Annotated in this window: 10 protein-coding genes; 3 read left to right on the forward strand and 7 right to left on the reverse strand. The window is 45.8% G+C overall.

All coding sequences use genetic code 11. The features are described 5' to 3' along the window. The first annotated feature begins 146 nt into the window (after positions 1-146). The 3 genes from IGI89_RS04505 to IGI89_RS04515 are packed head-to-tail and all read left to right on the forward strand — an operon-like array spanning position 147 to position 3,474. Positions 147-782 carry a helix-turn-helix transcriptional regulator gene (locus IGI89_RS04505; protein WP_005232817.1) on the forward strand — a complete coding sequence of 212 codons (636 nt, stop codon included), beginning with the start codon at positions 147-149 and terminating at the stop codon, positions 780-782. A 12-nt stretch (positions 783-794) separates the two neighbouring features. Then, entirely contained in the window at positions 795-1,613 is an 819-nt protein-coding gene (locus tag IGI89_RS04510) for a pyruvate, water dikinase regulatory protein (RefSeq protein WP_005232818.1), read from the forward strand. After that, positions 1,603-3,474, forward strand: coding sequence for a fructose-1,6-bisphosphatase (locus IGI89_RS04515; RefSeq protein WP_101698735.1), 1,872 nt, complete (start codon positions 1,603-1,605; stop codon positions 3,472-3,474). Before IGI89_RS04510 ends, IGI89_RS04515 begins: the two co-directional genes overlap by 11 nt. A 33-nt stretch (positions 3,475-3,507) precedes the next feature. Here IGI89_RS04515 and IGI89_RS04520 read toward each other — a convergent pair whose 3' ends face one another. The 7 genes from IGI89_RS04520 to IGI89_RS04550 all read right to left on the reverse strand — a co-directional run bounded on the left by IGI89_RS04520 (position 3,508) and on the right by IGI89_RS04550 (position 12,492). Next, positions 3,508-3,921, reverse strand: a complete 414-nt coding sequence (locus IGI89_RS04520; protein ID WP_010748527.1) for a phosphate-starvation-inducible PsiE family protein — start codon at positions 3,919-3,921, stop codon at positions 3,508-3,510. 297 nt (positions 3,922-4,218) lie between these two features. Beyond that, positions 4,219-4,785 carry a hypothetical protein gene (locus IGI89_RS04525; RefSeq protein ID WP_086316739.1) on the reverse strand — a complete coding sequence of 189 codons (567 nt, stop codon included), beginning with the start codon at positions 4,783-4,785 and terminating at the stop codon, positions 4,219-4,221. Positions 4,786-5,051: 266 nt separating this feature from the next. Further along, complete coding sequence (locus IGI89_RS04530; protein WP_008376644.1) at positions 5,052-5,555, reverse strand: general stress protein; 504 nt, start codon at positions 5,553-5,555, stop codon at positions 5,052-5,054. A 242-nt stretch (positions 5,556-5,797) separates the two neighbouring features. After that, positions 5,798-7,900, reverse strand: coding sequence for an SH3 domain-containing protein (locus IGI89_RS04535; RefSeq protein WP_086332851.1), 2,103 nt, complete (start codon positions 7,898-7,900; stop codon positions 5,798-5,800). A gap of 221 nt (positions 7,901-8,121) precedes the next feature. Continuing rightward, the gene (locus IGI89_RS04540) at positions 8,122-9,351 is read right to left on the reverse strand and encodes an L-lactate MFS transporter (protein ID WP_438735370.1); all 1,230 of its coding nucleotides are present in this window, start codon (positions 9,349-9,351) and stop codon (positions 8,122-8,124) included. A 90-nt stretch (positions 9,352-9,441) separates the two neighbouring features. Continuing rightward, positions 9,442-11,868 (reverse strand): flavocytochrome c, encoded by a 2,427-nt coding sequence (locus IGI89_RS04545; protein ID WP_438735371.1) that lies wholly within the window; start codon positions 11,866-11,868, stop codon positions 9,442-9,444. 18 nt (positions 11,869-11,886) lie between these two features. Further along, positions 11,887-12,492, reverse strand: a complete 606-nt coding sequence (locus IGI89_RS04550; protein WP_008376652.1) for an NADPH-dependent FMN reductase — start codon at positions 12,490-12,492, stop codon at positions 11,887-11,889. Positions 12,493-12,639: the final 147 nt, after the last annotated feature.

Raw genomic sequence — 12,639 nt, forward strand, 5'->3', positions numbered from 1 at the left:
CAGTATATAGTATGACACATTTAATCGTCAAGCCAAAAAAAGAAAACTTTTAAGGGATTTATCCTTTTTAAAAGAGAAGGATTGCCTTTTCATTCGGAAAATCATATAATCAATAGCATAGCACATAAAAGAAAGAAGGTGACACATTGGAATTAAGCCAAAGACAAATGAAAATCATTGAGATCGTCAAAGAGCATCAGCCGATCAGTGGGGAGACCATTGCGAAGCAGTTGGGTTTGAGCCGCGCAACCTTGCGGAATGACTTATCGATTTTGACCATGACCGGTTTATTAGACGCCCGACCGAAAGTCGGCTATTTCTATACAGGACAAACCGTTGAGCCTTTGCTTTTCGAAAAACTCTACCATACCAAAGTTGCAGAAGTCATGATCCCACCGTTGCTGATCTCACAAACGGTCTCCGTTTATGAAGCAGTCACGACTTTGTTTATGTACGATGTCGGTTCCCTCTATGTCAAAAATGACCAAGACGAACTGATTGGGGTACTCTCCCGCAAAGATCTGCTGCGCTTTGCGATCAGCAATGCCGCACCGGAAAAAACACCCGTAGCGATGATCATGACTCGCATGCCAAACATCGTGACCATCACACCGGAAGAAACGATCTTGACGGCTGGTACGTTGTTAGGACGACATGAAGTCGATACCTTGCCAGTGGTCGATCCACAGGAACCAAAAAAAGTCATCGGCAAAATCACGAAGACGCGGCTGATGAATTACTTTATTCAAGCAGGCAATGACAGCGACAACACACACTTTTAGGGGGCAAAAACAATGAAGAACGTTCGAATATATTTGATTTCAGATTCCGTAGGCGAAACGGCACAAAAGCTGATCGCCGCCGTTTCCGCGCAGTTTCCCACGATCGACCTTTCAGATATCCAGCTCTTTCCCTTTACTAATGATGAAGAGAGCTTAGGCGAGATCCTCAAAGATGCCTTGCTAGACAAATCGATCGTCGTTACCACCTTAGTCAATAAAGAATTAGTCGCTTTTGTTGATGCCTTTGCCAAACGGACTGGCTTGCAGCATGTCGACTTTATGTCGCCCTTGACCACGATGCTGGAAAAAACATTCGGTGTAGAAGCCGTCCAAGAGCCTGGTGCCTTGCATCGCTTGAACCAAGCATATTTCAGCCGGGTGGCCGCGATGGAATTTGCGGTGAAATACGACGACGGCAAAGACCCACGGGGATTTCTCGATGCTGACTTTGTCCTATTAGGGGTTTCGCGAACCTCAAAGACCCCATTGAGCCTATACATGGCAAATCGCGGCTACAAAGTGGCGAATCTGCCTTTGATTCCTGAAGTCGCTTTGCCAGCCGAAGTGCACCAAGTAGACCCACGGAAAATGGTCGGTTTGACTACGAATCCAGAATCCCTTACGGAAATCCGGCGGTCCCGGATGCATTCATTGGGCTTGAAAGAAGAAACCCATTACACCAATTGTGAACGAATCGAAGCAGAATTAGCCTACGCGAATGAATGGTTCAAAAAGCTGAACATTCCGGTGATCGATGTCAGCAAACGCTCCATTGAAGAAAGCGCGATGCTGATTGAAGAACAAGCCAAAGAACAGGCCCATGTTCAATAAAGACACCTTGGCAAACCTGACCGAGATCATCAACTTGGAAGCCATCCAGCAGCTGCCGAAAGCTACCGAGCATTTTGTCAGCGATCTGCATGGCGAATACGATGCCTTTGACCATATTTTGCGGAATGGTTCTGGCAGTATTCGAGAAAAAGTCGAGACTTTGTTTACCGGTGTCTTGACGAAAGAAGAACAGACCGAACTCTGTTTTGTCATTTATTATCCAGAGGAGCTATTACAAGAACAGGCCTGGACCCCTGCCGATTGGCGCTTGAAGATGGCACAGCTAGTGAAAGTTGCCCGCTTTACTTCCAGTAAATACACACGCTCCAAGGTACGCAAAGCATTGCCGACTTCTTTTGCTTACATCTTAGAAGAACTGTTGTACCAATATGATGCCGACTTCAATAAAGAAGCTTACTATCAGGCGATTTTTGATAAGATCATTGAATTAGAGGCAGCCCCGCTTTTTTGCCAAGAACTGGCGTACTTGATTCAGCGTTTCGTAGTGGACCATCTCCATGTCTTAGGCGATATCTATGATCGAGGACCGGCGCCAGACAAAATCGTCGATCGCTTGATGACTTTGCCTTCACTGGATATTCAGCTAGGCAACCATGATATCTTGTGGATCGGTAGCTTTTGCGGCTCGCTGCCCTGTTTGGCCAATACGATCCGCATCGCTGCTCGCTACGGCAATTTGGCATTATTACAAGATGGTTATGGGATCGATCTATCAAAAGCACTGGCTTTTAGCCAAAAATATTACACAGAAAATGCCGGCTTTTATCCGCAAAAAACAGTGGACCCTTTATCAAGCCAGCAAAAAAAAGCCGCCATGCTTTTGCAGCAGGCATTTGCCATCATCCAATTCAAAGTCGAAGCAGCCGTGATCCAGCGGCGACCGGCATTTGCGATGGCAGAGCGCTGCTTATTGCATCGCTTGTCTCAAGATCGGCAACAAATCCAGCTAGACCAGACCTATCCTTTGATCAACGGCTGTTTTCAACTAGTAGATCCCGATGATCCTTACCGTTTGACAGCCGAAGAACATGAAGTATTGCAAGATTTGCTGAGCCAATTTCAACGCTCGCCCCGCTTAGCTGCGCATATGCGCTTTTTAGTTGAGCATGGCACATTGTACCAGCGCTTCAACGACAACCTGCTGTATCACGGCTGCCTGCCTTGTCAGGAAAACGGCGATTTCCTGGCCTTTACTTTCCAGCAGCAGCCCTTAGCAGGCAAAGCGTTGATGGACTTTTTTCAGCAATGTTTGCAGGAAAGCTTTGCCCAACCAGAAAAGCAAATAGACCTTGCCACCGATATGATCTGGTATCTTTGGTGCGGCGAAGGCTCTTCCCTCTTCGGCAAAAAAGCCATGAAAACCTTTGAGCGCTACTTTATAGCAGATCGCAACACCCATACGGAACAAAAAAATGCCTATTATTCTTTAAGGGAAAACGAAGACTTCTGCTGCCGTGTCCTAGCTGCCTTCGGTCTGCCGCCGACAGGCCACATCATCAATGGCCACACCCCTGTCAAAGTGCGTAAAGGTGAGACGCCCATCAAGGCAAATGGTCGTTTATTGGTGATCGATGGCGGACTCTCTCGCTCCTATCAATCCGTCACAGGCATTGCTGGTTACACGCTGTTGTCAAATTCCTTCGGCATGACCTTAGCAGCCCATCAACCCTTTACAGATCGCCAGCAAGCCATCCAGCAGCGACGTGACATCGTCACTCAGAAAAAAATCGTCGTGCGGCAAACGGAAAGAACAACGGTAGGGCAAACAGATATCGGCAAGCGGCTGCAGCAAGAAAGCCGAGTGCTTTTTGAAGAATTAAAAAATCATCCGATCCCTTGACGAGTCATTCGTCAAACAATCGGATGATTTTTTTTACAGTCCTTTAGAACTATGAAAGGCTTTGAGTTTTTCCAACGCCTGCAGCACAATGATCAAGACCAAGATCGCTAAGGCCAAAAAGAGCGTTTCTAACCCTTTTCCTTGTGCCAAAAGTAGCTCTCTTAAAATTGCTGTAATACTGATCAAAATCAAGTAACGCACCGGAATATGGTGACCTTCTTTTACGTAACGCAATAACATCAAAATAATTTCCAGTAAAATAAACAATGTCGCGATCTCTTCGATCAATAAGGAAAGATCGCTAACTTCATGCAGTGGGATCACATGGACAACGATTTTGTAGATCGCTTCCGCCATCACCACCAAAACCAAAAGAACCAACAGTCCTAACATAATATCAACAATCACACTAATCATTTTTTCGAAGTGCTTAAAATACTTTCCCATAACACCCCTCCTCGCACTTATTATAGCGAAACTACTCAGAATCACTTTATGATATGCTTGCAAGTGCAGCTTTTTTTATGGAGGCAGTGAATAAAAACGTAAGACAGCTCTTTTCTGTTCCAGCAATCCTCCAAAAAACCTTCCTCTTTGCTACTTTTTGAAGTCTCAGAGTGAGGAATCGCGCATCCTTCGTGCACTTGGTGTGTTCGTGGCTCTGAACATAAGCAAATAAAAAAGCTAGGCACAAGGCCTAGCTGAAATGGTCCCTTTAGATGAGATTGATTTTTACAGTCAGGCTCAGTGAGCCCCTTCGACTGTTAGATCAACATTTTCACTCGTATCTTCCGCGGCTTCGTCGTCGCTATTGGAGGTTTCTGAAGACGGCTCAGTCGTTTCACTGCTGGAGCTGCTTGTTGTAGTACTGGTCGAACTCGTACTGGAAGAGCTTGAAGAACTGCTGCTAGCGCTACTGCTAGAAGTATCGCTGGTGGTGGTTGATCCGCCACTCGGAGCGGTACTCGAACTGCTTTCGCTACTTGCAGAAGTGCTGACGCTAGGATCTGTCTCTGCTTCACTTACGGAAACAGACGTGCCTTCATTTGTCGACGCTTCGATCGAGCGACTAGTCGTTGAAGACGATGTGTAAGAACTAACACTGGCTTCATAAAAAATCTGACTGGAATCAGAGGTTTCTTCGATACTGCTGCTTGCTGTCTGGTAAGGTGGCTCGGAGGAACTACTGGAAGAATCTCGTACAAAGGGCGCAGCCACAAAGGCATTGGCGTCTTGATTGATCGCCACACTCAAAAAAACCGCAACAAAACAACTGACTAATGCCGACTGCATATTGAACTTGAATTTCATCGCACTCCCCATCCTTTCCCCAAAAATGTGGTTGGCTCTTCCGACAACGCTCTATCTCATTCTTATATTATACAAAAAAAAGCAATCGTCAACAAATTAAGTTTTATTTTCAAAAATGACAAAGACATAATTGTCCGTTGCACAAAAAAAGCCCGAGGACAACTGCCGATCACCTGCGGGCCCATCCCTTCACTAAGGGTTGGCAGGTGCGACGGATGCTTGTTCCTCTGGCTTTAATGATTCCTTTATTGTTTAACCCCTTCTATTTATAAGTTACGCAGATGGTTGGGGTCATGGATCGGTGCTTCAATATCGCTGTCTCCCATGCGGGGCGTTGGATGGACGGACTCATCTGGCATTGCTGTTTCGCCTGGTAACGGTTGATCGATGATCGGACCAGTATCTGCATCACGATCGGTTATTTTGTCCATCGGCTGATAATCGTAGACACCGACAACGAGTTTGTCTCGTTCAAGGTCATCACGATAACCATATAACGGATCATGCTCATCATGCCTATGATCGGAATCGCCGAAAGAAAAAGCATCTTTGATTTTTTCCCAAAGCGAACGATCTTCATCCTCACTAGCTGCCTGCTCCACTTCCACATCGTCGATGGATTCTAACCCAAATTGATCGATGACTGTTTGATTCGCAAACAGCACGATATCCTCTTTGCCATAGCCTTCGTTTGTCAATTGCTCAATAACCGGTAATACTTCTGTTCGAGTGTCGTAACTGCCAATAATCGTTAGGTTTCTGTTGTGCATGTGAAATCCTCCTTATTTTGTGTACGCTTCGATCGTTCTGGTTCTGAAGCAATTCCTTTAAAACTAGCAATTTCTATTGCTTCTTTCATTCTAACGCAGGGTTCTATGATTGACCAAATAGTTTGATTGCGCTTACGGAAAACAAGCGGTTTCTTGAAAAAAAAACTAGCTGCTCCGGAAGAAGCGGATCCATCATAAAAAAACCGCGTGAGCCAATGGCTTGCACGCGGTTTTTTTGCTTGTTACTTGGAAACGATCAGTTTTTGACCGACAAAGATCGTATAGCTGCTGTTGATGTTGTTCCATGATGCGAGTTGGCTGATGCTGGTATTATATTTTTGTGCCAGTGACCATAAGCTGTCCCCTGATTTCACCGTGTGCGTCTTCGTTGAACTGCTGCTGGTATTCGTATTAGAAGACCCACTGCTAGCAGACGTCAAGTAGGCACCACTGACCCAGCCTTTGCCAGAAACATAATACCATTTGTTCGTGCCATTGACGGTCGTCCCGGTTTTTGTTGCGGTAACCGTGACGGTTGCTCCTTTACTTAAAGAACCAGTAATACTACTGCTGGTAGAAGCATCGGAACGAACATTTAAAATCTCGGTGGTTTTCATTTGCTGATTTGTGGTTGTTGAACCGTTATTATTGGAAGAGCTGCTGGTTGTTGTCAAGTAGGCACCACTGACCCAACCTTTGCCAGAAACGTAGTACCACGTTTTATTGCCTTCCACTGAAGTGCCGTTCTTTTTCGCTGTCACGGTAACGGTCACCCCTTGACCAAGCGTTGTCACGACACGGCTGCTGGTAGAAGCATCGGAGCGGACATTCAATGCGGCCGTCGTTTTCATTTGTTGATTGATACTTGAACCATTGTCTTCTTTTTCCGCTTCAGAAGCATTATTGTTGGTCACTTCAGTAAGGTAGGCACCGCTGACCCAACCTTTGCCAGAGACATAATACCAATTTTTGTTGCCATTGACTGATGTGCCGGTTTTCATGGAAGTGGCAGTAAAGGTCGTGCCTTTGCTAAGTGACCCTACCACTGATCCGCTAGTGGACGCGCTAGAACGAATATTCATCGCTTCCGTCGTCTTCATTTGCTTGTTGATCGTCGTACCGGAATTGCCATTGTCAGAACCGGTGTTGCCTGATCCGCTATTGTTGTTTGAAGAGTCGGTCGAAACCTTCGTCAAATACGCGCCGCTGACCCAACCTTTGCCAGAAATCTTATACCACGTGGTGTTGCCATTGACGCTGGTGCCGGTTTTGGTCGCCGTTGCCGTAAACGTCGTATTAGCTGCTAACGAACCAGTAATAGAGGCACTGGTGGAAGCATCGGAACGAATATTCATAGATGACGTGGTTTTCATCTGCTGATTGATCGCTGTTTCATCACTGACGATCGTTTCATTGCTATTGCCGCCACCTGTGTTTGAGCTGCCAGTATCATATTGCGTTAAATTATACGTACTGATCAAATTGTTTAATTTGCTGGCATAAGAAGTATCGGTTGCATACCGCCCTTGTAGCCAAGCGGTTGCTTGCGTGTAAGAGGTCGTATTGCTTTTCCATGCACCGCTGTAATAGTAGTTGCCGCTAGAAAAACTCGTGTTGCGCAACACATATGCATTGTCTTCAAAAGACTCTTTTAATGATGGGTATTTCCGAAACTTAGCGCTGATCAAATAATAATTGCCAGAACCATCATCTTCATAGGTATCCATCGTCACGTATTGGCCGTTGTAGCTGCCTTTGATCCCAAACATATTGTTGGCCGTGGTCGTCAAAGTCGAGGCGCCCCAACCAGATTCCAAAATCGCTTGTGCCATCATAACAGAGGCATACAGATCGTTTGCTGCCGCCACTTCCGTTGCATAGCCGCAAATCTGACTGATAAAGGCAGCCGGATCGATCGTTGCCCGTGAAAATAATGCCCGACTAGTCAAATCAGAAAGGGCTGATGGTACTTCATCTGCTTCTAAGACATCATCACTAGCGACTGTTGTGCTTTCTGTCGTCGCTGTTTCTGATCCCTCAGTAACTGCTTCAGCTCCTGACTCCTCTGTTATTTCCGAAGTTTCTTCGGTCACAACAGGTGCTGTCGTTGATTCTGTCGTTTCCTCAACCGGCGTGCTGTCGGTTTCTGGTGTAGTGTTTGTTGTTTGTTCAACGACCTTAAGGTCATTGCTGGTTTCTGTCGTTGCCGTTTCAGCCGCATGCCCTAAGGTCGGGATAAACGTTGATCCCGCTACTAAAGTAGTAGCCATCGTAATACTTTTTTGGGTATATTGCGTGCGCTTCAAGCGCTTTTCTAAGCGGCGTCGTTCTTTACGAATTGTCATTTAATCCCTCCGTCGTATTAGCCTTTTATTATTGTAACACGATTTATTAAAAAATGGGGGGTTAAGATGAAAAAACAGTGAAATCAACGAGATAAATTCTTGCTATGAAACAGTTTTCTCTTTTGCTTCATCAGCCAATACTCTGTTCTAAAAAAAGAAAAAAGAGTTGTTTTAGCACCAAAAAAGCAGCCTTTATCAAAAAGACTACTTTTGGTGAATTGTTATTTAATAACAGGTGCGGGCTTTTTGGCTTTTTTTAGCATCGCATAGCCTATGTTGAGAACAAGCCCAAAAACAGCTAAGAAAATTGCAGTATAGAAGGCTTTTGTATAATCTCCTTGGTTACTTTCTGCGATTGCTGCTGCCACTCTGGGGCCAAAGAATGCCGCCGTAGAATAACCAATAAAGACGATTCCATAGTTGACCCCTTGATTGATCGGTCCGTAATTTTCCATAACGATCGATGGGAAAACCCCCATCACGCCCCCGAAGCACAGTCCTAAACCGATGATCCCGACAGTGAAGATCACAGTTGTTTGACCAAGCGTCAATAAGAATAAGGACAATGCCACCACGCCATAGATGATCATCAACGTATTCGTCCGACCAATTTTATCAGAAACGGTGCCCCAAAGGACACGACCAAAACAGTTGCTCAATGAGTACAAGCTGACATAAAAGGCAGCGGCCACTGCCGTCAAACCAAACATACTTTGCCCGATCACTGAGGCGTTGGAAGCAATCATCAAACCTGAGAAAGCCCCTACCCCTAACATAACAATAATCAAGTAAAAAGTTGGTGTCTTCAGCATGTCCAACCAATTTAGATTGATTTGAGGACCATTTTTTCCTTGATCTGCTGGTTGCCAACCTGCTGGACGGTAATTTTCTGGTGCTTTACGAATAAATAGACTAGCCACCAAGACGATCACGATATAGGCAATTCCTAAAATCCGAAACGCCGCTAAGACATCTTGTGATTCGATCAAACGATTCGCAATCGGTGCGGCAATAATCGCTGCCCCACCCATACCTGCTGTGATCAAGCCCGAAGCCAGTCCCCGTTTATCCGGGAATAACCGAATCGTATTGCTTAAACAAGCCGAATAGGCAAAGCCTTGCCCTAAACCAGCAAAGACTCCATAAGTCAGGTACAGCATAGCGGGTGAGTTGACCAAACCCGTCAGGAAGAAACCCGCTCCGAACAACACGCCTCCACCAGCGATGACCCATCTAGCGGCTCCTCGGTCTGTCAGCAAACCACCCAAAATCATGGTAATCGGGCCAACTGCGGCATTGATGGTAAAGGCTAGCATGATCTCTTCCATGGACCAACCTTTTAATTGACTAAGAGGTCCTGCAAAAACACTAAAGGCGTAAACAGCGCCCGTACACAGTAACACTGCGGTCGAAGCGACCAGAATCAGCCAGCGATTGATTTTTGTTTCCATTTTTTCTCTCCTTTGTTTTAAGCATGTTACTTTATTCACATGCTTTTTCAAAAGCTAGCGCGCGTGACGAGTCACAACGCGCAAGGCTTTTTATTCGAGATGTTCTGCGACTGCTGTCTTTCCAGCAATCCGGCCAAAAGTGAAGATGTCTGTCAACGAATTGCCGCCTAAGCGATTGCCGGCATGGATCCCCCCAGCAACTTCTCCTGCTGCATACAGTCCTTCAATGATTTGATCTTCCTTCGTCAACACATGGGTTTGCGGATCGATCTTCAATCCTCCCATCGTGTGGTGAACCGCTGGTTTTCTTGGTGTGGCATAGAAAGGCGCTTTTTCCACTTTCAAGTCGAACACATCTTTGCCAAACTCTGGGTCTTTCCCAGCATCCACATAGCTGTTGTATTTCGCAACGGTCGCTTCTAAGACGGTTGGATCGACATTGATCTGCTCTGCCAGGCCAGCCAAGGTCTCACTACGGAACAGCGTACCAGCAGCTACTTGCTTATCGATTTTTTCTTGGCTCGTGTTATAAGCGGTTTTCTTGATCTCTTCATCCGCGATCAAATAGAACAATCCGCCATTATCGATCGCCGCTTGGGTCAATACATCGCGGCTTTCGTACTCATTGACAAAGCGCTCACCCTTTTGATTGACCATCACAAAGTTAGCTGGCGGCACTTGCAGCCCACTGAATAAAGCCCCTGTGTTCGGATCAGATACGGGCATCATTTGTGAAAAGCCCATGCCAACAAGGTCCGCGCCAGCACTTTCCCCTAGTTTGATCCCGTCACCAGTGATCGCTGGTGAATTTGACGTTTTGATATCGTCTTCGATCTCTGTCCAATAGGTATTGTATTGTTTCAACATTTTGGTGTTCGCTCCGAACCCGCCGGAAGCCAAAATCACTGCTTTGGCATGGATTGTGATTTTTTGACCGTTACGGCCTTCCCCGATGATTCCAGTAACCTTACCATCTTCGATCAATAATTCTTTGACAGGCGTATCGGTTAAGATCGTTCCGCCATGTTCTTTCACGAATTGATGCAAAGCCGATACAAAGGCATACCCTTCGTTTTTAACTGGTTTATGCCCACGGCGCCATTTCGCTCCTACTGGCATATCGACATTGTTCATATCAAATTCTACGCCGATTTCTTCTAACCATTTCACTGAGGCCAATGCTTGATCCGTCAAGATTTTCACTAGTTCGTACTTCCCATAGATCGGTTGCCCATTCAAATCTTTGCGTTTTCCGCCTAGATAAGTTTGGATTCGATGCCACAAAGCAGAATCAAACAAGTATTCTTTTTCTGGCGTCGTTTCTGAAAGATACGCAGTGATTTGTGCCTTCAAAGCTTTGAAGTCTGGCAAGTATTCTGCATCGATGTCTTGTTCATCGATCGTCAGCACTTCTTCTAAAGCACTGCGTTCGCCAGGCAATGCGGAGAAGCCGTTTTGCCATTTTGGATCCGCAGCATTCATCGGTCCGCCAGTACGTACGGTATTGCCGCCGATCGCTGGGAATTTTTCTACTAAGATCACGTCTTTATTGGCTTGCAGCACACTGGCAGCTGCACTCAGACCTGCGCCGCCGCCACCTACGACAACGACGTCGGTAGTATACGTTTCATCTTCTGTTTGCAAAGCACTGGCGGCTTTTGGACGTTTGCGCAAGACATCTGGGTTCGCACCAGCCATTTTCACGGCTTTTGCTACGCCATCAACGACACCGTTACTAGTAACCGAAGCACCAGAGATCGCATCGACATTCAAGGTTTGCCCTTCAATGATCTCTTGAGGAATCCGTACGAAAACGACATCAGCGATCCCTTCTGATTCACCAGACGTATCGATATCGATGGCTTCGATCCGTTCTTCGCTTAATTTGACGACCATTGGCAGATCCCCGTTATGTCCCAAGGCCGTGACGGTGTATTCACCAGGTTCATAAACGACTTCTTCTGGTACGTTCAACAAATTGGCGACTTCCGTAAACCGAACGAACTTGCGGAAACAGCTTTCCAAAAAGTCGATCGTTCGTTGATCTTTTAAATTGCCTTGTTCATCAAAGGCTTGATGCGCACGTCCCAACAAGAACTCATTTCCTGGCATAACTGTCGCATTGACACCTGGAGCGTCAAGGATTTGGCGCAAATGAAGCTGTGCTCGGGAGGAGCCTTGCACATCGTAGGATGCGCCGACGATCATCACTGGTTTGCCATCAAAGGGATGGAGATTGAAGGAGAGCCATTCCAAGACGCTTTTCAATGCGGAAGGAATCGAATGGTTATGCTCTGGTGTTGTGATAATCACTCCATCGGCTGCTAAAATCTTGCTATTTAACCGTTGGATCACTTCGCTATTGGTTTGATCTTGTGTTTCATTGAACATTGGAACATCCTTGATTTCCAGCAGTTCAATTTCTGCTAGGGCAGCAAATTCTCGCTGCATAAACGCTACTAATTGGCGATTGGTCGATTTTTTGGCGTTCGTTCCGATTAGGCCGACAAATTTCATGACTAGTTCCTCTCTTTCTTATGCTTGTTCCCACGAAAATTTCTTTGCTCGTTCTTTAGCCGTTGAATATTCACTGACCAGACGGTTCGTGATTTCGACGAACAAGACAAATTCATTGAAACAGTCTTCTAGTTCGGCAACTTTTTCGTTATCGATCAAGTTTCCTTGTTCATCGAAGGCTTGCATGGAATGCCCTAACAAAAATTCCGCACTCGGCATGATTCGGGCTTTTACTTCAGGCGCATCTAAGATCTGACGCAAGTGGGCTTGGGCTCTCGATGAACCTAATGCACCAAGAGAAGCACCCGTGATCATCACTGGTTTATCGATCAAAGGCCGCGTCGTATAAGAAAGCCATTCGATCATGCTTTTTAACACCGCTGGGATCGAGTGGTCGTATTCTGGTGTACTGATGATTACCCCATCTGCTGCTTCGATCTTCTCTGACAAGGCTTGGACTGCCGCTGGTGCCGTCCGATCTTCTGGTTCATTAAATGCCGGCAGATCACTGATTTCGCAAAGTTCGATCTCCGCTTGGTCACTAAAATGGCTTTGAATAAATTGCAGTAAGCGACGGTTGGTCGAACGCGTCGAGTTGGTTCCTACGATTCCAATCAATTTCATTATCATCTCTCCTAATTGTGAATAATTTAACATTTGACAAAAAATAAAAAGTTTTTGACCATTGGCTTTGATTTCTTTTTTCAATCGTTTCTCAAGTTGATTTTTACGACCTACTGAGATGAAAGGCTTCTTCCTAAACAAAAAAAT

Origin of the sequence: Enterococcus sp. AZ141 (assembly GCF_051714385.1) — a bacterium.
GTDB classification, from domain to species: domain Bacteria; phylum Bacillota; class Bacilli; order Lactobacillales; family Enterococcaceae; genus Enterococcus_D; species Enterococcus_D entomosocium.